We start from the raw sequence: 22,374 nt of genomic DNA on the forward strand, positions 1-22,374 counted from the left end.
CTTTTGTATTTTATTGTAAAATTACTTACTCAGAGCACTTATTCGTGTTTCAAGCGGCGGGTGAGATGAAAACAGCTCAGCCATGCTTTTACCACCCGCAATACCAAATGCCATCATTGAACCTTGCAATTGTGAAGGATGGTTTTGCTTTAACCTTTCTAGGGCAGAACGCATTTTATCTGCACCAACTAATTTAGCGGCACCGCTGTCGGCTGCAAATTCACGCTGTCTGCTGTAATGCGCTACAACTATACTTGCCAACACACCAAACAGGACTTGGAATAACATATCGAACAAAATGTAGGTCCAGCTTATTCCGCCCTCTTCTTCATCGCCATTAAGAAAATTATCTACAATATTTGCCAACACTTTTGCAGCAAATATAACAAAGGTATTAACCACACCTTGAATAAGCGTAAGCGTTACCATATCGCCACTAGCAATGTGTGACACCTCATGAGCAAGCACTGCTTCGGCTTGATCTTGGGTCATGCTTTGCATTAGCCCTGTACTTACAGCAACTAGTGAATTGTTTTTACTTGGGCCTGTTGCAAAGGCGTTCATTTCAGGGCTGTCGTAAATTGCAACTTCAGGCATTGCAATGCCAGCTTTTTTAGCTTGTACTGCCACAGTGTTTACAAGCCATTGTTCGGTTTGGTTACTTGGTTGAGTAATAACCTGCGCACCCGTTGATTTTTTAGCAATCCATTTAGACATATAAAGTGAAATAAACGACCCACCAAAACCAAATACGGCCGCAATAAGTAATATACCACCTAGGCTACGATGACTTAAGCCTAGCGCGCTCATTATAATTGAAAGCACCACACCTAATACCAACATAACCGCAAGGTTAGTTAATAAAAACAAAAATACACGTTTCATTCGCGTTCTCCAAAAATAACATTTATTGCTGAGCGATTTACTAAAATTTGATCGGCTGTAAGCAACACTACCGTAATGACACACTATGTCATTGCGATAGTGTTATTCTGTGACAAACTATGTCACAGCGCAAGTACTATTTATGGATTTATTGATAAATTTTCAAGAAGTGTTTTATAGATTTGTAATTTTGGTGTTTGTTCGCTGTACGGGCTAATAGCAAGAATGGGAAACGGTAAACGTGCCTTTAAACTATCAAGGTTTGCTTGGTATTCATCCATGTGTTCATCAACCTGGTTGGCTATCCAACCTATACAGTTAATGCCTAAGCTTTGTATGTGTGCTGCGGTTAAAAGTGCATGATTTAAACATCCCAACTTCATACCAACCACTAATATAACCGGTAGTTTCTCAGCTTTTACCCAATCGTATAAATACTCGGTATTATTTATAGGCAAAGCCCAACCACCAGCACCTTCTGTAAGCAGGTAGTCAGCGCCTTGCTGTTTTACCGTTTTATAGGCTGCAGTAAGTTTGTTTACATTAATAGTTACACCCGCCTGCTCTGCGGCTATGTGGGGGGCTATGGGTGGTGCAAAAGTAAAGGGATTTACCACGTCATACTTTGCGCTTACTGTTGCACTTTCCATTAGCATAAGTGCATCAGCATTAACAAGTTGGTCAAACGCCATTTCAGACCCAGCAGCTAGTGGTTTATACCCTATTGCCTTTTTTTTATGTTGGGCAAGCAGTTTTAACAATAAACTGGTTACATGTGTTTTTCCCGCATCGGTGTCGGTACCAGTAATAAAAAATTCTTTCATAGCTTTGCCTTGTAACAAACGATGTTTACGCTTTAGTTAATGATAACAATACTACATGATAAGAAACACAGGCTTTTTGGTTTATTACTGGATACGCTGCACACGCCGTTTTGAGCGCCGATTTTGTTAATAACCCTGGGCGTGTTTTTCCTGTATTCTGAGTGGTTGCACCAATTGCTTTTATTGAGCGAATTGCTTGCAGCGGTGTCGAGTATTTATCTGTATAAATTGTGCTTTTAGAGCTTGTAACATTAAAACCAGAACTTTGGACCGATTGGTTTATATAATCAACCGAATTAAATGTATTAATATGGCTGTGGCTATCTACCGCAGCAAACGCTGTTTTTATTTCGTTTAGTGAGCCTTCAACTACAGTGCTAATAAAAGCTTGCCCGCCAGGTTTTAATACCTCATAAAGTGACTTTAAAAGCACCTTAAAGTTAGCTGACCATTGCACCGCAAAGTTACTAAAAATAATATCTACACTGTTTGATTGTAATGGTAAATTGTCCATATCTGCGCATACTTTGTAATCGCCTTTATTACAACTATTGAGCATATTAAAACTTAAATCCATGGAAAGCACATTACCGTAAAGGCTTTTAAGCTGATCGGTGTTTACAAGTGGGCCTGCACCTAAATCAACACACACTTTATTTTTATTACATGTTGAAGGCGTTATTAATTTGAACAAATCATCCGCTGCTTTTTTTTGAACATGTGCATGCGTATTGTAATCACCCGCCGCTTTTGAAAATTTAACCTGCGCTCCTTTTTTAAGGGCTGGGTTAAACCTTTTTAAATGGCACATTGTTGCGGGCTTTGTAACCGGCTTACTATCAAGTGCATGGGCTATCATAATAGTGCCTCTGCTAAATGTTTAACTAGATAAGTAATATCATCAAGGGTGTGCGCTGCCGTTAACGTCACTCTTAAGCGTGCAGTATTGTACGCAACCGTAGGTGGGCGAATAGCGGTTAGCCAAATTCCTTGTTGCTTGAGTTTATTAGCCGCTTTTAATGTTTGCTCTGCACACCCTAATACAATAGGTTGAATAGCCGTATCGGACTCCATTACCGCTATGTTGTGCTGTTGTGCAAGGTGTTTAAAAGTAGCAATGTTTTTATTTAACATTACTCGTTGCGTGTTAGCTTTTTTAATGTGCTTTAAGCGAACTAATGTATTATCTGCCAATAATGGCGACATAGCCGTTGAGTATGTGTAATCGCGGTTATATTGCAGCATGTAGTCTATAAATGCGCGTGAACCCAACACACACGCGCCACTACTAGCAACAGCTTTACCAAATGTGATGATGAGTATATCGGGTAAAATATCGCCAATAAATGTTTCGCAACTACCCAGCCCTGTATTACCTAACACGCCAAAGCCATGTGCGTCGTCTATCATCAGCCATGCATTGTGCTGTTTTGAAAGGCGCAGTAGGTCTTTGATAGGGGCCGTATCGCCATCCATCGAAAAAACACCTTCGCTAATAATTAACTTATTTTGTGCTTTTGACTTTTCGAGCCGAGATCGTAAGTGATTTAAATCGTTGTGGTTAAACCGTATTAAAGCCGCATTTGAATGAAGTGCCCCATCTATTAAGCTAGCGTGGTTTAACTTATCTTGAAAAATAGCGCTGTTTTGCGCTGCTGCTTTATCCTGAAACAACGCTTTAATTATACTGCTATTAGCACTAAACCCAGAATTAAAAAGCAACCCAGCTTGATAACCTAACTGAGTGCATAAGTACTGCTCTAACGCTTGTTGCTGTAATTGATACCCTGTTACTAATGCAGAGCTATGGCTACCTAAAGTATTAATATTTTCACTCTCAATAGTTAAATCACCAAAGCCCAAGTAATCATTACTGGCAAAATTTAGGTAGGTTTTATCATTTACCATAATGGTTCGTGCTGTGGCGCTTTGTACCACGTGGCGTTTGCGTAAAAGCAATTGCTCTGCCCGTTCATTAAGGTGTGTGCTAATAAATTCAAATGGCATGAGTAACGCTTAATTAGGCTTCGTAAAATAATTCAGACGTTGCTTTATCTGCAACTTGCGATGAAAGCGACGCTGCTACTGCTTCGTCTGAGTAATCTTCACGCGTTTCTGGGTTCATGCCTAATTTTTTAATGAGGTTCATGTCGGCATCCGCTTCTGGGTTTTCTGTGGTAAGCAGCTTGTCGCCATAAAATATAGAGTTAGCACCTGCAAAAAAACACATTGATTGCATTTGCTCGTTCATGGCGTTACGCCCTGCAGACAAACGTACATAGCTGTGTGGCATCATTATTCGTGCAGTAGCAATAGTGCGTATAAACTCAAAATGGTCTAAATCGTCAACGTTTTCAAGTGGGGTACCTTTTACTTTAACTAGCATATTAATAGGTACACTTTCTGGCTGTTGTGGCAAGTTAGCCAATTGCATAAGTAACCCATAACGGTCGGCTGCTTGCTCGCCCATACCGACTATACCGCCTGAACAGACTTTCATACCGGCATCGCGAACATGATCTATGGTGTTTAATCGGTCTTCAAAGGTACGGGTTGATATAATTTGCTCGTAGTATTCAGGTGATGTATCAAGATTATGGTTGTAGTAATCTAAACCTGCACTGCTGAGTTCGTGTGCTTTTTCGTTTGTGAGTTTGCCCAGCGTCATGCAGGTTTCAAGACCAAGCTCTTTTACTTCTTTTACCATTTTCGAAATGTAAGGCATGTCTCTGTCTTTTGGATCTGACCACGCAGCGCCCATACAAAAACGTGTTGCACCTTTTTGTTTAGCTAAACGCGCTTGCTCTACTACTTTTTCTACTTCAATAAGTCGCTCGCGCTCTAGGTCGGTTTTATAGTGCCCTGACTGTGGGCAATACTTGCAATCTTCTGGGCATGCCCCAGTTTTAATTGATAACAGGGTAGAAATTTGCACTTCATTTGGGTTGAAGTTAGCACGGTGTACCGACGCCGCCTTAAAAAGTAAATCGTTAAACGGCATTTCAAATAATGCTTTAACTTCGCTATGGGTCCAATTGTGGCGAACAGGTGCAAGTTCCATAATTCTCTCTTTATTTTTTTCATATCGGTGATGTTGGATTAGTCTAAAACTTCACGTACCATTGTCAACGAAGCCCACCCAGTTAAAGTTTACATATGAACAATAAACACTCAATTGATTTAAATTTTGATCGTGAACACATTTGGCATCCATACACATCAATGACAAAGCCTATTCCCGTTTACCCTGTAACCCACGCTAAACACAATATAATTTATCTCGAAACAGGCGAGCAACTTATAGATGGCATGGCATCGTGGTGGAGCGCTATTCATGGTTACAACCACCCTGCTATTAACAAAGCAATGGTTAATCAAATTAATCACATGAGCCACATTATGTTTGGAGGTATCACACATTCAAGTGCAGTTGAGCTGTGTAAAAAACTTGTAGATATCACCCCCCCAAGCTTAACTAAAGTATTTTTAGCTGACAGTGGCTCGGTAAGTGTTGAAGTAGCTATTAAAATGGCTCTGCAATACTGGTTAAGCCAAGGTATTAAAACAAAACAAAAATTAATGACCCCTTATAAGGGTTATCATGGCGATACGTTTGCTGCAATGAGCGTATGCGATCCTGTTAACTCTATGCATAGCCTATATAAGGGGTTTTTACCTGAGCACGTATTTGTACCAGCCCCTGCCAGTAAGTTTTCAAGCACTTTTGAGCAAAGTGAAGCGCTTGAGCTTGAACAGTACTTTAAAAATAACCACCAACACGTAGCTGCTTTTATTATTGAACCCATAGTACAAAATGCGGGAGGTATGAATTTTTATCATCCCGATTATTTAGCCTGCGTAAGGCAGCTATGCAATCAATACAATGTACTTTTAATTTGCGACGAAATAGCCACTGGCTTTGGCCGAACGGGTAAGTTATTTGCGGTTGAACACGCTAATATCCAACCCGATATTTTATGTATAGGTAAAGCACTTACCGGTGGCTCAATGACATTATCGGCAACGATTACAAGCGATAAAATTGCCACAGGCATTAGTGAAGGTGAAGCCGGAGTTTTGATGCACGGACCTACCTTTATGGGTAATCCGCTAGCGTGTGCAGCTGCATGTGCCAGCATAGACTTATTACTTGAGCAAAACTGGCAACAACGCGTAGAAGAAATAAATAATCAACTTCAGCAATTACACAAATGTATGGAGCATAAAGACGTAGCTGATGTAAGAGTGCTCGGCGCGATAGGTGTTGTAGAGCTTAATAAAGAGGTTAGCAATATCGATGTTGCGACTATTCAGGCCTTTTTTGTAAAACAAGGAGTATGGATCCGCCCTTTCGGTAAACTAATTTACCTTATGCCACCGTATATAAGTGACGAAAACAGTATTAAAACGCTTTGCGATGCAATTTATAGTGCAATTAAAGGCAAACATTACGCTAAAGCATAGTGATTTTTTAAAGTTTAATAGTGGTATTAATTAGTTAATAGCTTCATTAATTTTAAGCAAAAAGCGGATTTAACTTGATATAGATCATTTGTATTAATTAAATTCGTCCTCATGCCTTCAAAAACGTGTTTAGCAGTTTTAGTATATTGCTCTTCGTAATATTTACGGATATGATAATACCTATCATTTACAATTACCTTTTTGGACTTCTTTCATGAACTTATTTTTTAAACCAGCCAAAACATTAGGTGCCTCTTTATTAATAGCGTCTGCGTTTATTGCGCAACCTGTATTTGCTAACGGCCCTATTGGTGAACATGTAAATCACCTTCAAGCTAACCTTAAAAGTTATAACGAAGAAGTTGAATGGATGGTAGGCAAAGTAGACACACTTGTTAGCACATACGAAAATAAGGGCGCTAAGGCCGTAAATACCGACGATTTAATTGAATATTGGGAATCGGTAAAATTTCACAGTGCAATTGAAACTAATTTAGTGCCTGTTTATGCCTCTATTTGGCAGGGTTTGTACGGTGTAAAAATGGCAATTGACGGTGGTAAATCAGCCGCTGAGGTTCGTGTACAACAAACCGCAATGAATAATGCTTTATGGCAAGGTTTAGGTGCTGTTAAATTAGCGGCTAAATTTCAACAAAAAGGTTTGTTAGAGTCTGTTACAGCTACAGCAAGTAAAGAAATGACACAAAGTGCAACAATAGACGAAATAAAGCACAAACTAGACCGCGTCATCGCAAAACTTGCTGAGCGCCTTCAAGACGAAGCCACTGAAATTGTTCACGATACTTACCTACATTTATTCGAAGGCGTTGAAGGAAAACTTATCGAGCAAGATGCAAATTTAGTCGAGGCACTTGAAAAAGATTTTAACGTCACGCTTCCAAAAGCAATCGCAGATAACAAAAGTGTTGATGAAGTACGCGATGTAGTTACCAGCATGCAAACAAAATTAGACCGCGCCAAACGTTTAATTGAAAAAGCAGAAAAAAACCGTAAGGACGTTTTTTAGTGGAACGCAGAACCTTTATACAAGGGTTAGCAGCATTAGGGGTAATTGGCTCATTGCCATTACCTCTATCGCAAGCTTTTGCTAATACAGTAACCAACCCTGTCTCGGTTGACGATTTACCTAAGCTTAAAGGTGATTTAACCTTATATTTAGGCCGAGGTGAAGGTGGTTTATACGAAAACGTATTACAAGCTATCCAAAAAAATAACCCTGATTTTAATTTAGCTATTCGCCGTGGACCAACAGCTGCACTTGCCAACACAATTGTTGCAGAAGCCAAAGCGGGTGTTAAACGTGCTGATTTATTTTGGGCTGTGGACTCAGGTGCAATTGGTTTAGTGACCGATGCAGGTCTAGCAAAACCACTGCCAGACGATTTATCGGCTCAACTGCAGCCGCAATTTAAATATAAAGACTGGGCGCCAGTAACAGGACGTATTCGTACATTGCCTTTTAATACGTCGCGTTTAACTAAAGATCAAATTCCAACCAGCATTATGGAAATTGCTGACAGCGACTTGAGTATTGGTTGGGCCCCTGCTTATGCGTCTTTTCAATCGTTTGTTACAGCAATGCGTATTTTACAAGGCGATGATAAAACGGCTAAATGGCTCAAAAAAGTTAAAAAACGTGCAAAAACATACGCAGGTGAATTAGGCGTTGTAATGGGTGTGGAACGGGGTGAAGTTGATATTGGCTTTGCTAATCATTATTACACTTTACGTTTAAAATCAGGCAAGCCGGATGCAAATCTTGATTTAGCCTTTACCCAAAACGATGCAGGCTGTTTAGTAAACGCCTCGGGTATATTAACGCTTAACAGTGACCCGCTTGCAACTAACTTTATGCGCTATTTACTCAGCAAAGAAGTTCAAGGCTATTTAGCACGTGAAGCCTACGAAATCCCCCTTGTAAACGGTATTGCTCAGCCTGATGGTTTACCTTCGCTTTCGAGTGTTTCACCACCTAAAATTGATTTAACACAGCTTGCAGATTTGCGACCCACTATTGACTTAATGCGCAGCAACGGCGTTTTATAATGCGATTACCCCCATCTTACCCAATGGCGCTGCTCGCAGCGCTCATTACGCTTACCCCTATTTGTATATTAATGGTGCTTGCTAGTGACTCAAGTTCCTATTTTGATAGCCATAATTTAACCATATTAGGTAATACACTGGCTTTAATGGGCTTAACTGTTTTAGGCTCAATTTTAATCGGCGTACCACTAGCGTTTATAAGCGCCTATGTACACTTACCATTTAAAAAAGCATGGCTTGTATTATTTGCCGCTCCCCTTGCTATACCTAGTTATATTGGTGCGTTTACGCTTTATGCTGCATTTGGCCCTGGGGGTGAAATAAATAATTTACTCGGATTTGAAACACCGTCTATGTATGGGCTATCCGGCGCTGCAATAGTTATGACCTTGTATACATTTCCATTTGTAATGATGACTACCCGTTCATCTTTACTCAGTTTAGACGCCAGCATGGTAAACGCAGCTCGCACATTGGGTATGTCGATGACGCAAAGTGTATTCAAAGTTATTCTACCCCGCGTGGTAAATGGCATTGCTGCTGGGTCGTTATTAGTGGCACTTTATACTTTATCTGACTTTGGCACCCCAGCCATGATGAGACTTGATACGTTCACCCGTGTTATTTATGTTGAATACAATGCGTTTGAACTGGGTCGCGCAGCGATGCTGTCGCTTCAATTAATGGTTATTGTAGGCTTTTTATTACTTATAGAGTCGCAAATAAAAACAGCGAGTGAGCGTCATGGCCGCCCCCTTATTTTATTCCCAAGTAAACTTCAATTGAGTGCGTTATTTGCTCTGTTCGCCCCTGTGCTGTTTCTAGCGATTGGCTTACCCTTGGCAATATTTTTTATATGGCTTGCACGAGATGGCTTAAGTAATTTTGATTTTACCATTGCGTGGCATTCTACCTATGCGTCTGCACTTGCTGCTATTGTTGCCGTAATAGTAGCAGTACCTGTTGCGCACGCGGCACTCAGTGGCAAAGCAGGCAGAATTATGGAGCGCGTTACTTACTTTGGCTTTGGCATACCCGGTATTGTAATGGGCACAGCGCTGGTTTATGGCGGGTTGCAATTACCATTTTTGTATCAAACTTTGGGGTTACTTATTATTGCCTACATGCTACGTTTTTTGCCTCTCGCGGTTGGTTCAATTCGTACTAGTACCGAACATTTAGACCCTAGCTTAGTAAAATCTGCTCGAGTGCTTGGTGCAAGCCCGCGCGAAGCCTTCACACGTATTACTTTGCCTTTAACCATGCGTGGTATCGTCGCTGGTGGTGCATTGGTGTTTTTAGAGTCAATGCGTGAACTTGAAGCCACTTTATTGCTAGGCCCTACTGGGTTTGAAACCCTGTCTACTTATTTATGGCGTGTTTACGAAGCTGGCTATTTTGGCCGTGCCGCTATACCTGGGCTGTTATTAGTGGTGATCTCTGCTTGTGGTTTAGCTATTATGATGTCTGGCGAAAAACGTAATCAGTTTGAACATTAAGGATTTGAAGTAAATGCTATCTGTAAGTCAGTTGTCTATAGATTATGGCAGTAATCGCGTTGTGAGCGATTTGAATTTAACGCTTGGTGAAAACGAAATCCTAATGCTTGTTGGCCCCACCGGTTGCGGTAAAAGTACAATATTACAAGCACTCGCAGGCTTAATACCTATTTCTGAAGGTGAAATAAACGCAGATAAATGGCGTGCAACCCGTAATAAATCAGTGCCTCCTGAGAAGCGCAGTGTAGGTATGGTTTTTCAAGACTTTGCGTTATTTCCGCATTTAACGGTTGAGCAAAATATTTGTTTTAAATTAAAAGATCACAGCGTGGCAGATCAATGGATTAACCTACTTGGTCTTGAAGAGTTTAGAACTAAGAAACCTGCGACCCTGTCTGGCGGTCAAAAGCAACGTGTTGCATTAGCACGTACTCTTGCTCACCAACCTGACTTTGTATTACTTGATGAGCCGCTGTCGAATCTAGATGCGGCGTTAAAAGACATGCTGCGTTGGGATATCCGAAACGCACTAAAAAATGCAGGTGTACCTGCTATTTGGGTTACCCACGACCAAGAAGAGGCACTATCGGTTGGGGATCGTGTTGGTGTTTTAAAAGGTGGGCAAATACAACAAATTGACACTCCCGAAAAATGCTTTAGCACCCCAGAAAACCGCTTTGTTGCGCGTTTTTTAGGTGAAGCTAGCTTTATAAAAGGCACATTAAATAACGGCCAAGCACTTACCGATATTGGCAATGTGCCCGCGCATGGTGTTGACTGCGCTCAAGGCAATGTTGATGTATTGCTTCGCCCCGACGATGTTTTATTAGTACAAAGCAGTATAGGTAATAATGGTGAGGTTATTTGGGTCCGCTTTGAAGGCGGTAGTCGATTATGCGCTATAAAACTTGCCTGTGGTACAGTAGTCACTAGCCGCGTGAGTCATGAACTGGTTGTACACCCTGGTGACAACGTACATGTTTCGCTAAGTACCTCTCATCCGTTGGCTGCTTTTAAAAACTAGCGCATTAAATATTTTACTTTAGAGGAAACTATGAACGGACCAAATCCAAATAACCCATCTCCAATGCAAGGGTTTCCTCAAGTAGGTTATTTAAAAAATTTTATTACGTCGCCTAATATAGAAGTCGGTGATTATACGTATTACGACGACCCTGATGGGCCTGAACACTTCGAAAAAAACGTACTTTATCATTTCGATTTTATTGGCGACAAACTTATTATTGGGAAGTTTTGTGCCATAGCAAAAGATGTAACTTTTATAATGAATGGGGCTAATCATAAAAGTACTGGTTTTTCTACCTACCCATTTTTTATATTTGGTAACGGATGGGAAAAGTCTGCACCTCAACCAGGTGACTTACCATTTAAAGGAAATACAGAAATTGGCAATGATGTGTGGATAGGCTATAACGCCACTATTATGCCAGGGGTAAAAATAGGAAGTGGCGCTATCATTGCTAGTAAATCGGTAGTGACCAACGATGTGCCTGCTTATGCTGTCGTTGGTGGTAATCCAGCAAAAATAATCAAACAGCGGTTTGACGATAAAACGATTGATGCACTGCTATCTATTGCATGGTGGGATTGGAGCAGTGACAAAATCACTGCTCATTTAGATGCTATAACTCAAAATAATTTAGACTTACTGTCTAAACTATAACACTACCATTCAAACATATACGCCATTTTACTTATGGTTTTAAGCGGCACGTTATGCGAATTGCGTTTAGCGTATAAGTGCTGCATGGATTTATCTTTTACTTCACCCACTATCACTTCTTTAACTTGGTAACCTAATGCAACAGCTGCTTGAGTGTATGCAACAAACTCCCATTTTTTTATATTGGTGTTGTCTACAATCACGAGCGGAATATCTTGTGCGAGCGCTTGTATAAAACGCGCTAAATTTAAATTATGGTATTGCGGTAATTTAAATTTATCAAAATGATATTCGCCCTGCTCATTTAAAAAATAATCGTCTGTTGAGCAAATTAAGTATTGGCTTTCATCTGCAGTCGCTAATTCGTCTGCTAAATTTTGTGCATAATACGACTTACCGCTTCCAGGTAGTCCACGTAAAATAAAAACTTGTTTCATAGCATCCATTTCTAAAGTAATGGTCAGTATTGAGAAATCAAAGAATATATAATGCCACAAAATCGCTAAACTTCAGAGCAGCAAATTACAAACTTAGTCATTTGTGCCTAAAAATCGACTAAAAATAAACCGCATTGATAAAAACTTATAAAGAGTTGCCCGCAATAGTTTTTTTATTTTACTTTACTAGGTAAGATACAGGGTTCTAGTACAGCACCATCTATCAATAAATTATGGTTTATATACTGTACATATTTAAATAAATAAAGTTAGGCAACTTATATCATTGGAGTGAAGATGAGCCATTTAGCGATTTCAGAGCTATTAAAAGGCAATGTTGCGGTAGACAGCCAAGTAACAATTAAAGGCTGGATCCGTACTCGCCGCGATTCAAAAGCAGGAATATCATTTTTAGCCGTTCATGACGGTTCGTGTTTTGATCCTATTCAAGCGGTAGTTCCTAATTCACTAAATAATTATGATGAAGTTACTAGCTTAACAGCCGGTTGTTCTGTATCGGTTACTGGTGTTTTAGTTCAATCTGCGGGCAAAGGCCAATCGTTTGAAATTCAAGCGAATACGGTCACTGTATTAGGTTGGGTAGAAAACCCAGATTCATACCCAATGTCGGCAAAACGCCACAGCATTGAATACTTACGTGAACACGCTCACCTTCGCCCACGTACTAACATGATTGGCGCAGTAACACGTGTACGTAACTGTTTAGCACAAGCCATTCACCGTTTTTATCACGAGCAAGGTTACTACTGGATCAGCACACCTATTATCACAGCAAGTGACTGTGAAGGCGCTGGCGAAATGTTCCGTGTATCTACACTTGATATGCAAAACCTACCGCGTACAGATAAAGGCGATGTTGATTACAGTGAAGACTTTTTTGGAAAAGAAGCATTCTTAACTGTATCTGGCCAGTTAAACGGTGAAACTTACGCGTCTGCAATGTCAAAAATTTATACGTTTGGCCCTACTTTCCGTGCAGAAAACTCAAATACTTCACGCCACTTGGCCGAGTTTTGGATGGTTGAACCTGAAGTAGCATTTGCAGATTTAGAAGACATTGCAAAGCTTGCTGAAAATATGCTTAAGTACGTATTTAAAGCGGTACTTGAAGAGCGCCGTGACGACATGGAGTTTTTTGCTCAACGTATCGAAAAAACTGCGATTAGCCGTTTAGAAGAATTTGTTGAAAAAGATTTTGCACAAGTTGATTACACAGACGCAGTAGAAATTCTTAAAAACTGCGGTAAGAAATTTGAGTTTGATGTTGAATGGGGTGTAGATTTACAGTCTGAGCACGAACGTTACCTAGCAGAAGAACACTTTAAAGCACCGGTAGTAATTAAAAACTACCCACGTGATATTAAAGCATTTTACATGCGCCAAAACGAAGACGGCAAAACCGTTGCTGCTATGGACGTAGTTGCACCGGGTATTGGTGAAATCATTGGTGGTTCTCAACGTGAAGAGCGCCTTGATGTGCTTGATGCACGCCTTGAAGAAATGGGCTTAAACAAAGAAGATTACAGCTGGTACCGCGACCTACGTAAATACGGTAGTGTGCCACATTCAGGCTTTGGTTTAGGTTTTGAACGCTTAGTTGCTTATGTAACAGGTATGGGCAATGTACGTGACGTAATCGCCTTCCCTCGTACGAAAGGCAGCGCAACTTACTAAACAATTACTTAGTAAATTGTTTACATATCAAAAACCAGCCAATTGGCTGGTTTTTTTGTGGCTAAAACTTAGCGTATAAAAAAAGCCGCAGCACCCATCAGGCACCACGGCTTTCAACCAGAATAAGGTTTAATAAATGGTTATAGTGCGTTTTCTAATTGCGGTAACACATCAAATAAATCGGCAACGAGTCCATAGTCTGCAACCTGAAAAATAGGTGCATCGGGGTCTTTGTTAATTGCAACAATCACTTTTGAGTCTTTCATACCCGCTAAATGTTGAATGGCACCGCTAATACCCACTGCGATGTATAAGTTAGGCGCTACAATTTTACCTGTTTGACCTACTTGCATATCATTAGGTACAAAGCCTGCGTCTACCGCAGCGCGCGATGCACCAATAGCGGCACCTAGTTTATCGGCAATGCCATTTAATAACGCAAAATTTTCGCCATTTTGCATACCACGACCGCCAGATATAACCACCTCAGCAGCGGTAAGTTCTGGGCGCTCTGACTCAGTTTGCTCAACGCTTACAAACGTACTTAACTGTGAGTCCGATACTGTATCTAAAGTATTAATACTTACAGCGGCTTGATCGCCTTGCAAATCAAAACTACTTGCGCGTACGGTAATCACCTTTTTAGCATCAAGTGATTTAACAGTCGCAATAGCGTTACCGGCATAAATTGGGCGTTTAAACGTATCGGCATCTATTACATCAATAATTTCCGATATTTGCGCTACGTCTAAAAGGGCCGCAACACGTGGCATAAAGTTTTTGCCTGTGGTAGTTGCACTTGCCACAATATGACTGTAGTTGTTAGTTAACGACATAACTAAATCGGTCATGCTTTCTGCTAGTTGGTGTGCATAAGCTGCATTATCTGCAACAAGCACACTCGCAACGCCTTCTATACTTGAAATAGACTCGCTCATACTGGCGATGTTTTCACCGGCCACTAATACATCAACAGGAAAACCCATTTGAATAGCCGCATTAATTGTTTTTGAGGTTTCTGGTTTTAAGGCACCGTTGTCGTGCTCTGCAATTACAAGTGTTTTCATTTAAATCACCTTTGCCTCTGTTTTTAATTTTTCTACAAGTTGTGCAACGTCTTCTACAATAATGCCACCACTACGCTTAGCCGGTTCTTCTACGCTAACAAGCTGAATACGAGGTGTTAAATCTACACCTAAAGAGTCTGCAGCTATTACATCAAGCGGCTTGCGTTTTGCTTTCATTATATTGGGTAGTGATGCATAACGTGGTTCGTTCAAACGTAAATCTGTAGTGATAATGGCTGGCAATGAAAGTGCGACCGTTTGCAAACCGCCGTCTACTTCACGCGTAACATTTACTTTTCCATCAGCGATGACCACTTTAGACGCAAACGTACCTTGCCCACGATTAGTTAATGCTGCAAGCATTTGACCCGTTTGGTTATTGTCTGAATCAATCGACTGCTTTCCTAAAATAACAAGTTCTGGCGCTTCTTGCTCTACAATTTTTGCGAGTAATTTTGCAATGTGTAATGACTCTAATTTTTCATCGGTTTCGATGTGGATTGCTTTATCTGCACCCAGTGCAAGCGCTGTGCGTAATTGTTCTTGCGATGTTTTAGCGCCAATAGTAACAGCTACAACTTCAGTGGCTGTACCGGCTTCTTTTAAGCGAATAGCTTCTTCAATTGCAATTTCACAAAATGGGTTCATCGCCATTTTAACGTTCGTTAAATCTACATCGCTGTTGTCACTTTTGACACGCGCTTTTACGTTGTAATCTATAACGCGTTTTATTGGTACAAGAACTTTCATAGGAACTCCATAATTATTTAAACCTACAACCTAACGTGTACGTCAACCTATTTATTTTATGAAATCAGACTACTTCCTGTTGACGTAAACGTCAACCTAAAATAACCTTTAACTATTCACAGCCTGTAACGAAAAATTGGCATTGTAATAAATAGGCTGAATACCTTATTCAAATACTGAGGCAGTATTGAGTGAGTCCGTCATAAATAAAGAGGTTATTATGGTCGAACGTGAAACCATGGAATTTGATGTAGTTGTTGTAGGCGCTGGACCTGCGGGACTTGCTAGTGCAATAAAACTCGCACAACTTGCACAAGAAAAACAACAAGAGTGCATGATTTGTGTTGTAGAAAAAGGCTCAGAAGTTGGCGCGCATGTTCTATCGGGCGCTGTATTTGAAACAAAAGCATTAGATGAATTACTACCAAATTGGCAAGAGCAAGGTGCGCCAGTAACTACGAAAGTTACAAATGATGAAATTTATTGGTTTAATAACGAAGAAAAAGCAACATCAATCCCCCACTTTGCTACGCCTAAAACATTTCATAATAATGGTAACTACATTGTTTCAATGGGTAACGTATGCCGCTGGCTTGCAGAGCAAGCTGAAAGTTTAGGCGTAGAAATATTTCCAGGCTTTAGCGCACATTCACTTATTATTGAAGACGACACGGTAAAAGGTATTGTTACGGGTGACATGGGCGTTGATAAAGATGGTAATGAAAAAGATGGCTACATGCCAGGCATGGAGCTAAGAGCTAAATATACTATTTTTGCTGAGGGTTGCCGAGGCCATTTAGGCAAACAACTTTTAAACCAGTTTGCACTTGATGCTGACTCATCGCCTCAACATTATGGCTTAGGTTTTAAAGAAATATGGCAAGTAGATGAGTCTAAGCATCAACAAGGTAAAGTAGTTCATGGCACAGGTTGGCCGTTAAGTGGCGATACGAGCGGCGGTGCATTTATGTATCATAGCGAAAATAATCAGGTCGTTGTTGGCTTAATTGTTGATTTAAATTACACAAACCCGCATTTAAGCCCGTTTGATGAATTCCAGCGAATGAAACATCATCCTGTTTTTAAACACGTACTTGAAGGCGGTGAGCGTATTGCTTATGGCGCGCGTGCTATTGCAAAAGGTGGATTACACTCTTTACCTAAAATGCATTTTCCTGGCGGATTATTAGTAGGCTGTGATGCAGGCACATTAAATTTTGCAAAAATTAAGGGAAATCACACAGCAATGAAATCGGGCATGATAGCCGCTGAAGTCATTTTTGAAGCATTAGAAAATGAACAAGCTAATACTGATTTAGTAAATTACCACACGCAGTTTGAACAATCTTGGGCTTATAAAGAGCTTTATCAGTCTCGTAATTTTGGTCCGGTGATGCATAAGCTAGGTAAATTTTTAGGGGGTGCATATAACACGCTCGATCAAAATGTATTCAACGGTGCTTTACCATTTACCTTTAAAGATGATGTACCAGATTACTCTACGCTGGTTGATGCTAACATTGCTGAAAAAATAGCTTACCCTAAGCCTGATGGTTCACTTAGTTTTGATAAACTTTCAAGTGTGTTTTTATCAAACACTAACCATGAAGAGTCTCAACCTTGTCACCTAAAACTTAAAAACACAGCAATACCAATAAAAGTTAATCTTGTGAAATTTGATGAACCTGCGCAGCGCTATTGCCCAGCAGGTGTTTATGAGGTGCAAGAAATAGAAGGTAACAACGAGTTTGTAATAAATGCACAAAACTGTGTTCACTGTAAAACCTGTGACATTAAAGATCCGAGCCAAAACATCACGTGGGTTACCCCAGAGGGCGCTGGCGGCCCTAATTACCCCAATATGTAATATCTTTTACATATAAATTATAAACATATCCTAAATTGCAGGGGCTTCGGCCCCTTTTTTGCGCTATGCTGACTGTATAATTAATAAAAAGAGTAAAGCTTATGCCGTCGTCAAATGTTGTTTTTCGTTTTTTAGCAGAACCTACCGACGTTAATTTTGGTGGGAAGGTACATGGTGGTGTGGTTATGAAGTGGATTGACCAAGCTGGCTATGCCTGTGCTGCTGGCTGGAGTGGTCATTATTGTGTAACCGTATCGGTGGCAGGTGTTAAATTTAGACGCCCTATTCTGGTTGGTCAAATAGTAGAAGTGGAAGCTAAAATTGCACATACCGGTAAAACAAGTATGCAAATATTTATACAAGTTCGGTGTGGCGACCCTAAAACACAGAACATGGTTGAAACAAATCACTGTGTAATAAGCTTTGTTGCCATGGATGAAACAGGTTACCCCGTTGCAGTGCCAGAGTTTAAAGCAGTCTCCAATGAAGATATAAAATTAGAAAACTACGCAATTAAAATGAAAGAAATTGCGATTGAAACCGAAAACTTACTTCATCAAGTGTAATTAGACATTAGCTAATTTTTGTACTGTAAAAATCACCTAATGCTTTGTAAAAAATACAATTTATTTAAAATCGCTAAATCTTAGCAGTTAGCGATTTGTTTAATAAAAAACCTAAACAACCCAAATAACTAATCCAAAAATACTAGTTCAGCTGTTTTAGTAATCAATTTAATCATTGGCATGTTCACTGCAAATAAGTAATTGAAGTTTGAAAAATCAAACCATTTTATTTTTTAAAGGAGCTATTTAATGATTAAATCACTTTCACTTTCAGCACTAGCGCTAGCAACACTTGGTTTTAATTCTGCGGCGCAGGCAGATATTTCCGATTTTGATTCTCCACGTATTTATACCGGTATAGGTTACGGACAGTACTCTTTTGAGTTTGAAGACAGTGAAAACGATACTGATTTTGATGATGACGCACAAATGCTCAAAGGGTATGTAGGTACGCAATTTAATGAATATTTAAGTGTAGAGCTGGCTTATCAAAACTTTGATGAAGTTAGCGATATTGATAGCAAAGCTGAAATTGACGGTGTGTCATTGGCCGCGCGTTTAGGTATCCCATTAACTGAGAGCTTTTCGGTTTATGCCAAAGGTGGTTGGTTAGAATGGGATGCAGATATAAAACAAGAACTCCCTGTTGGAAGCGTTTCTACTTCACAAGACGGCGGTGATGCATTTTATGGTGCTGGTTTAGAATTTGCTTTTTCTAGCAATGTGCAAATGCGTTTAGAGTACGAGCGTTACAAACTAGACGACGATATTGATCCTGATATGGATGTAGCATCAGTGTCACTGCAATACATGTTTTAAACTATAACAGGTTGTTTAACAAAGGTAAGCTTAGGCTTACCTTTTTCTGCTTTATATAAACCACTCAGTCTAAAAGCAATTTTAAACCTATCAGTCTAATTAAATAAATTGCTATGCTGTGATGCCATGGCCTGCAAATAAAGGTAGAATGTCAGCCTATTCTATTTGTACTTGAGTGACATGAGCGACTACAGCATTTCGGCCGTTGGCCACATACAATCCCCTTATAAACAAAAGTTTGCCATACCAAGACAACCTCGTTTAGTACCTGAAGCCAAAGCAAAACTTATTTTTGCGCCTGATTTTAACCGCGAAGAATTTGTACGCGGTATTGATGAATTTACCCACATTTGGTTATTGTTTCGCTTTCATGAAACCGCAGATAAAGGCTACTCGCCCATGGTACGCCCTCCTCGCTTAGGCGGTAATGAACGCAAAGGTGTATTTGCTACTCGTGCTACTTTTAGACCAAATGCCATTGGTATGAGTGCAGTAAAGCTTGAGGGTATAGAATATAAAAATGGCCAACTCAGTTTATTACTTGCCGGAATCGACCTGCTTGATGGCACGCCCATCATTGACATAAAACCCTACTTGCCTTACTCAGATGCTATGCTTGACGCAAGTGCTGGTTTTGCAGATACACGCCCAGAAACACAAATGAGTGTAGAGTTTACCCCCGAGGTGACTTTATTCATTGAGCAACAAACTCAATACCCTGATTTATTAAACTTTATTAGTAATGTTTTAAAACAAGATCCACGCCCTGCTTACAAAAAACAAAAAGACGGCGAGCAGAGCTATGGAATGACATTGTATGATTACAATATACGCTGGCAAGTTAATGGCGAGCACAACCTAGTAACAAGTATAGAAAAAAGCTAAATAACTCACTTAGCGCTTTTGTGTAAAAGCAACCGCTGGTAAACTTAAGCTCTATTAAAAGAACATATTACTCTATTTCGGAAAAATAATGCGTACCAGCCAATATATACTCGCAACACTTAAAGAAACGCCTTCAGATGCTGAAATTGTATCGCATCAGTTAATGCTTAGAGCCGGTATGATCCGTCGCGTCGCTTCGGGTTTATACACTTGGTTACCCTCTGGTTTACGCGTTTTGCGTAAAGTTGAAAACATTGTTCGTGAAGAAATGGACAAAGCAGGCGCAATAGAAATGCTGATGCCTGTGATACAGCCTGCTGATTTATGGGAAGAGTCAGGCCGTTGGAGCGAGTTTGGTCCAGAGCTAATGCGCTTTACAGACCGTCATAATCGTGAATTTGCACTTGGTCCAACACATGAAGAAGTAATCACCGATTTTGTTCGCAAAGAAGTGAATAGCTATAAACAGTTACCACTTACTTTATATCAAGTACAAACTAAAGTACGTGACGAAAGACGCCCTCGTTTTGGTGTTATGCGCGCACGTGAATTCACCATGAAAGACGCTTATTCATTTCATTTGAGTGAAGAATGTTTAAATAATACGTATCAAGCAATGCACAAAGCATACTGTAATATTTTTGAACGTTTAGGCCTAGATTATCGCCCAGTAATTGCCGATACAGGGTCTATTGGTGGTAGCGTGTCTCATGAATTCCATGTTTTAGCCGAATCAGGTGAAGACGCTATCGCATTTAGCGATGGTAGTGATTACGCCGCTAATATTGAAAAAGCCGAAGCCCTTGCCCCAACAGAGCCTCGTGCTGATGCTACAAAAGAATTAAAAGCGTTCCCGACTCCAGATGCTAAAACAATTGAAGAGCTTAAAAAGCATTACGGTGTTAAACCACACAGTAGTGTTAAAACGTTAATCGTTTATGGTGCCCCAGATGAAAACGAACAACGTGGTTTAGTTGCCCTTGTTATTCGTGGCGATCACGAATTAAACGAATTGAAAGCGGAAAAGCACCCTCTCGTTGATTCACCGCTTGAAATGGCAAAAGAAGCAGACATCATTGCTGCAATCGGCGCAAAACCTGGCTCACTAGGTCCTGTAGGATTAACAATGCCAATTATTGTTGACCGCACAGCCAACGTAATGGCTGACTTTGTAGCCGGTGCTAATAAAGACGACGCACACTTTAGCGGCATAAACTGGGACCGTGATGTAACTAACTACGACGTTGCTGATATTCGTAACATTGTAGAAGGCGATCCTAGCCCTTGCGGCCAAGGCACATTACAAATTAAACGTGGTGTTGAAGTAGGACATATATTCCAACTTGGCACAAAATACTCAGAAGCCATGAAAGCTGGCGTATTAAACGAAGATGGCAAAAACCAAGTAATGACCATGGGTTGTTACGGTGTAGGTGTATCGCGTATTGTGGCTGCTGCTATTGAGCAAAACAACGATAAATACGGTATTATTTGGCCACAGTCTATTGCGCCGTTCGACCTTGCTATTGTACCAATGAACATGCACAAGTCGCATCGTATTCCTGATATTGCAAACAGCCTTTACCAAGGTTTAAAAGATGCAGGTGTGGATGTGTTATTTGACGATAGAAAAGAGCGCCCAGGTGTCATGTTTAATGATATGGAGCTTGTAGGTGTGCCTTTCACACTTGTAATTGGCGAACGTAACCTAGACGAAAATAAAGTAGAGCTTAAAAATCGTCGCACAGGTGAAAAGCTAATGATTGACATAGATACCGCTATTGAAAGCATTAAAGCAGCTATGCAAGCCTAAACTCTTATTCGTTATTCAATAACGTGAATGCAAAAACCGCTATTTAAGCGGTTTTTTTATGCCTAAATTTTGTGTCATATAGCTTTACTAAAAATGTCGTATCACTGTCATTTTTTCTCTCTAAAGTAATTTATAGCTAACAAAACTAACGAGGGACAATATGAAAAGTGCTGAACAAAAGGCTAAATACCCTGCTATATGGATATCAGATGTTCACCTAGGCTATAAAGATTGTAGAGCTGATTATTTACTCGATTTTCTAAGCACTGTTGACACTGACGTTTTATATTTAGTTGGCGACATTATTGACTTATGGTCTATGAAGCGCCAATTTTATTGGCACCCCTCTCACTATCAAGTACTTAATTGCATTCAACAAAAAGCGGCCAACGGAACACGCGTAATTTATATACCAGGAAACCATGACGAAACCTTTAGAAACTATATAAATCAAACCCTGTTTGGCATAGAGGTCCACCAGCAGTATATTCATGTAACTCAAGCCGATAAACGCTTTTTGCTCGTTCACGGCGATGACTTTGATAGCGCAACTCGTTATAACAAAATTATTAGCATTGCAGGCGATGCAGGCTACGATTTGCTTTTATTTTTAAATCGTTGGAGCAATAAAATAAGAAAGTTGTTTGGGGGTAATTATTGGTCGTTAGCGTCGTGGATAAAAGCACGAGTGCATAAGGCACGCGAAGCAATAAATGCATTTGAAGACGCAGCTATTCATGAGGCAAAAAAACAAAACGTAGATGGGATTATTTGTGGGCATATACACCACCCTAAAATAAAAGTGTGTGACGGCATAGTGTATTGTAACGACGGCGATTGGATAGAAAACTGCACCGCCTTAGTGGAACAAGCCGATGGAAAAATAGAACTGCTTCACTGGTCAGATACACACACAGTTTTAGACAGCGCCGACATATCTAACATTTCATCGCCACTAATGAGTAATGACGATGCGAAACCTAAAAAGTCGGCAGCCTAATTGCTGACTTTAAACCAAGTCATAGATTTTAACCCTTGTTGACGGTCTTAAA

21 protein-coding genes are annotated in these 22,374 nt (G+C 40.2%); 13 read left to right on the top strand and 8 right to left on the bottom strand.

The window, feature by feature from the left end; genetic code table 11:
• Positions 1–21: 21 nt before the first annotated feature.
• The 5 genes from htpX to bioB form a co-directional block, all read right to left on the bottom strand.
• Complete coding sequence (gene htpX / locus MTF67_RS13835) at positions 22–885, bottom strand: protease HtpX (protein WP_006792996.1); 864 nt, start codon at positions 883–885, stop codon at positions 22–24.
• A 140-nt stretch (positions 886–1,025) separates the two neighbouring features.
• Positions 1,026–1,709 carry a dethiobiotin synthase gene (gene bioD, locus MTF67_RS13840; RefSeq protein ID WP_006792997.1) on the bottom strand — a complete coding sequence of 228 codons (684 nt, stop codon included), beginning with the start codon at positions 1,707–1,709 and terminating at the stop codon, positions 1,026–1,028.
• A 25-nt stretch (positions 1,710–1,734) separates the two neighbouring features.
• Complete coding sequence (locus MTF67_RS13845; protein WP_248519849.1) at positions 1,735–2,568, bottom strand: methyltransferase domain-containing protein; 834 nt, start codon at positions 2,566–2,568, stop codon at positions 1,735–1,737.
• On the bottom strand, positions 2,565–3,716 hold the full coding sequence (locus MTF67_RS13850) for an 8-amino-7-oxononanoate synthase (protein ID WP_248519850.1): 1,152 nt from the start codon (positions 3,714–3,716) through the stop codon (positions 2,565–2,567). Before MTF67_RS13850 ends, MTF67_RS13845 begins: the two co-directional genes overlap by 4 nt.
• Before the next feature lie 13 nt (positions 3,717–3,729).
• Positions 3,730–4,770, bottom strand: a complete 1,041-nt coding sequence (gene bioB, locus MTF67_RS13855; RefSeq protein WP_006793000.1) for a biotin synthase BioB — start codon at positions 4,768–4,770, stop codon at positions 3,730–3,732.
• 95 nt (positions 4,771–4,865) lie between these two features.
• On the opposite strand from bioB, the gene bioA reads away from it, so the two are divergent.
• From bioA to MTF67_RS13885, 6 genes are all read left to right on the top strand, one after another.
• Positions 4,866–6,173 (top strand): adenosylmethionine--8-amino-7-oxononanoate transaminase, encoded by a 1,308-nt coding sequence (gene bioA / locus MTF67_RS13860; RefSeq protein ID WP_248519851.1) that lies wholly within the window; start codon positions 4,866–4,868, stop codon positions 6,171–6,173.
• A 214-nt stretch (positions 6,174–6,387) separates the two neighbouring features.
• Complete coding sequence (locus MTF67_RS13865) at positions 6,388–7,200, top strand: hypothetical protein (RefSeq protein ID WP_248519852.1); 813 nt, start codon at positions 6,388–6,390, stop codon at positions 7,198–7,200.
• Positions 7,200–8,240 carry an extracellular solute-binding protein gene (locus tag MTF67_RS13870; protein WP_248519853.1) on the top strand — a complete coding sequence of 347 codons (1,041 nt, stop codon included), beginning with the start codon at positions 7,200–7,202 and terminating at the stop codon, positions 8,238–8,240. The genes MTF67_RS13865 and MTF67_RS13870 overlap by 1 nt, the downstream gene beginning before the upstream one ends.
• Positions 8,240–9,739 carry an iron ABC transporter permease gene (locus MTF67_RS13875; protein ID WP_248519854.1) on the top strand — a complete coding sequence of 500 codons (1,500 nt, stop codon included), beginning with the start codon at positions 8,240–8,242 and terminating at the stop codon, positions 9,737–9,739. The genes MTF67_RS13870 and MTF67_RS13875 overlap by 1 nt, the downstream gene beginning before the upstream one ends.
• 13 nt (positions 9,740–9,752) lie before the next feature.
• On the top strand, positions 9,753–10,763 hold the full coding sequence (locus MTF67_RS13880; protein ID WP_039037058.1) for an ABC transporter ATP-binding protein: 1,011 nt from the start codon (positions 9,753–9,755) through the stop codon (positions 10,761–10,763).
• 30 nt (positions 10,764–10,793) lie between these two features.
• Positions 10,794–11,423: a Vat family streptogramin A O-acetyltransferase gene (locus MTF67_RS13885; protein WP_248519855.1), complete on the top strand. Its 630-nt coding sequence runs from the start codon at positions 10,794–10,796 to the stop codon at positions 11,421–11,423.
• Positions 11,424–11,425: 2 nt separating this feature from the next.
• On the opposite strand, the gene MTF67_RS13890 is transcribed toward MTF67_RS13885, so the two are convergent.
• Entirely contained in the window at positions 11,426–11,860 is a 435-nt protein-coding gene (locus tag MTF67_RS13890) for an ATP-binding protein (RefSeq protein WP_008131176.1), read from the bottom strand.
• 297 nt (positions 11,861–12,157) lie between these two features.
• On the opposite strand from MTF67_RS13890, the gene asnS reads away from it, so the two are divergent.
• The gene (gene asnS, locus MTF67_RS13895; RefSeq protein WP_006793019.1) at positions 12,158–13,555 is read left to right on the top strand and encodes an asparagine--tRNA ligase; all 1,398 of its coding nucleotides are present in this window, start codon (positions 12,158–12,160) and stop codon (positions 13,553–13,555) included.
• A gap of 140 nt (positions 13,556–13,695) precedes the next feature.
• Here asnS and MTF67_RS13900 read toward each other — a convergent pair whose 3' ends face one another.
• Positions 13,696–14,622 (bottom strand): FAD-binding protein, encoded by a 927-nt coding sequence (locus tag MTF67_RS13900; protein ID WP_248519856.1) that lies wholly within the window; start codon positions 14,620–14,622, stop codon positions 13,696–13,698.
• A complete protein-coding gene (locus tag MTF67_RS13905; RefSeq protein ID WP_248519857.1) occupies positions 14,623–15,372 on the bottom strand; it encodes an electron transfer flavoprotein subunit beta/FixA family protein in 750 nt (249 codons plus the stop codon).
• 220 nt (positions 15,373–15,592) lie between these two features.
• Between MTF67_RS13905 and MTF67_RS13910 the strand changes: the two genes are divergently transcribed.
• From MTF67_RS13910 to MTF67_RS13935, 6 genes are all read left to right on the top strand, one after another.
• Positions 15,593–17,239 carry an electron transfer flavoprotein-ubiquinone oxidoreductase gene (locus tag MTF67_RS13910; RefSeq protein WP_248519858.1) on the top strand — a complete coding sequence of 549 codons (1,647 nt, stop codon included), beginning with the start codon at positions 15,593–15,595 and terminating at the stop codon, positions 17,237–17,239.
• 101 nt (positions 17,240–17,340) lie between these two features.
• Positions 17,341–17,805 carry an acyl-CoA thioesterase gene (locus MTF67_RS13915; RefSeq protein WP_006793023.1) on the top strand — a complete coding sequence of 155 codons (465 nt, stop codon included), beginning with the start codon at positions 17,341–17,343 and terminating at the stop codon, positions 17,803–17,805.
• Between the two features lie 249 nt (positions 17,806–18,054).
• Complete coding sequence (locus tag MTF67_RS13920) at positions 18,055–18,624, top strand: outer membrane beta-barrel protein (protein WP_008131186.1); 570 nt, start codon at positions 18,055–18,057, stop codon at positions 18,622–18,624.
• A 180-nt stretch (positions 18,625–18,804) separates the two neighbouring features.
• Positions 18,805–19,509: a tRNA (N6-threonylcarbamoyladenosine(37)-N6)-methyltransferase TrmO gene (gene tsaA, locus MTF67_RS13925; RefSeq protein ID WP_006793025.1), complete on the top strand. Its 705-nt coding sequence runs from the start codon at positions 18,805–18,807 to the stop codon at positions 19,507–19,509.
• An 88-nt stretch (positions 19,510–19,597) separates the two neighbouring features.
• Positions 19,598–21,322, top strand: a complete 1,725-nt coding sequence (locus MTF67_RS13930) for a proline--tRNA ligase (protein WP_248519859.1) — start codon at positions 19,598–19,600, stop codon at positions 21,320–21,322.
• Between the two features lie 160 nt (positions 21,323–21,482).
• Positions 21,483–22,322 carry a UDP-2,3-diacylglucosamine diphosphatase gene (locus MTF67_RS13935; protein WP_248519860.1) on the top strand — a complete coding sequence of 280 codons (840 nt, stop codon included), beginning with the start codon at positions 21,483–21,485 and terminating at the stop codon, positions 22,320–22,322.
• Positions 22,323–22,374: the final 52 nt, after the last annotated feature.

The sequence above is a fragment of the Pseudoalteromonas sp. 2CM32C genome (genome assembly GCF_023161925.1).
GTDB classification, from domain to species: Bacteria; Pseudomonadota; Gammaproteobacteria; order Enterobacterales; family Alteromonadaceae; genus Pseudoalteromonas; species Pseudoalteromonas marina.

What these genes read in the sequence shown, in the direction of transcription:
- htpX (WP_006792996.1), bottom strand. Translation starts at nt 885, where the DNA reads ATGAAACGTGTATTTTTGTTTTTATTAACTAACCTTGCGGTTATGTTG.
- bioD (WP_006792997.1), bottom strand. Translation starts at nt 1,709, where the DNA reads ATGAAAGAATTTTTTATTACTGGTACCGACACCGATGCGGGAAAAACA.
- MTF67_RS13845 (WP_248519849.1), bottom strand. Translation starts at nt 2,568, where the DNA reads ATGATAGCCCATGCACTTGATAGTAAGCCGGTTACAAAGCCCGCAACA.
- MTF67_RS13850 (WP_248519850.1), bottom strand. Translation starts at nt 3,716, where the DNA reads ATGCCATTTGAATTTATTAGCACACACCTTAATGAACGGGCAGAGCAA.
- bioB (WP_006793000.1), bottom strand. Translation starts at nt 4,770, where the DNA reads ATGGAACTTGCACCTGTTCGCCACAATTGGACCCATAGCGAAGTTAAA.
- bioA (WP_248519851.1), top strand. Translation starts at nt 4,866, where the DNA reads ATGAACAATAAACACTCAATTGATTTAAATTTTGATCGTGAACACATT.
- MTF67_RS13865 (WP_248519852.1), top strand. Translation starts at nt 6,388, where the DNA reads ATGAACTTATTTTTTAAACCAGCCAAAACATTAGGTGCCTCTTTATTA.
- MTF67_RS13875 (WP_248519854.1), top strand. Translation starts at nt 8,240, where the DNA reads ATGCGATTACCCCCATCTTACCCAATGGCGCTGCTCGCAGCGCTCATT.
- MTF67_RS13880 (WP_039037058.1), top strand. Translation starts at nt 9,753, where the DNA reads ATGCTATCTGTAAGTCAGTTGTCTATAGATTATGGCAGTAATCGCGTT.
- MTF67_RS13885 (WP_248519855.1), top strand. Translation starts at nt 10,794, where the DNA reads ATGAACGGACCAAATCCAAATAACCCATCTCCAATGCAAGGGTTTCCT.
- MTF67_RS13890 (WP_008131176.1), bottom strand. Translation starts at nt 11,860, where the DNA reads ATGAAACAAGTTTTTATTTTACGTGGACTACCTGGAAGCGGTAAGTCG.
- asnS (WP_006793019.1), top strand. Translation starts at nt 12,158, where the DNA reads ATGAGCCATTTAGCGATTTCAGAGCTATTAAAAGGCAATGTTGCGGTA.
- MTF67_RS13900 (WP_248519856.1), bottom strand. Translation starts at nt 14,622, where the DNA reads ATGAAAACACTTGTAATTGCAGAGCACGACAACGGTGCCTTAAAACCA.
- MTF67_RS13905 (WP_248519857.1), bottom strand. Translation starts at nt 15,372, where the DNA reads ATGAAAGTTCTTGTACCAATAAAACGCGTTATAGATTACAACGTAAAA.
- MTF67_RS13910 (WP_248519858.1), top strand. Translation starts at nt 15,593, where the DNA reads ATGGTCGAACGTGAAACCATGGAATTTGATGTAGTTGTTGTAGGCGCT.
- MTF67_RS13915 (WP_006793023.1), top strand. Translation starts at nt 17,341, where the DNA reads ATGCCGTCGTCAAATGTTGTTTTTCGTTTTTTAGCAGAACCTACCGAC.
- MTF67_RS13920 (WP_008131186.1), top strand. Translation starts at nt 18,055, where the DNA reads ATGATTAAATCACTTTCACTTTCAGCACTAGCGCTAGCAACACTTGGT.
- tsaA (WP_006793025.1), top strand. Translation starts at nt 18,805, where the DNA reads ATGAGCGACTACAGCATTTCGGCCGTTGGCCACATACAATCCCCTTAT.
- MTF67_RS13930 (WP_248519859.1), top strand. Translation starts at nt 19,598, where the DNA reads ATGCGTACCAGCCAATATATACTCGCAACACTTAAAGAAACGCCTTCA.
- MTF67_RS13935 (WP_248519860.1), top strand. Translation starts at nt 21,483, where the DNA reads ATGAAAAGTGCTGAACAAAAGGCTAAATACCCTGCTATATGGATATCA.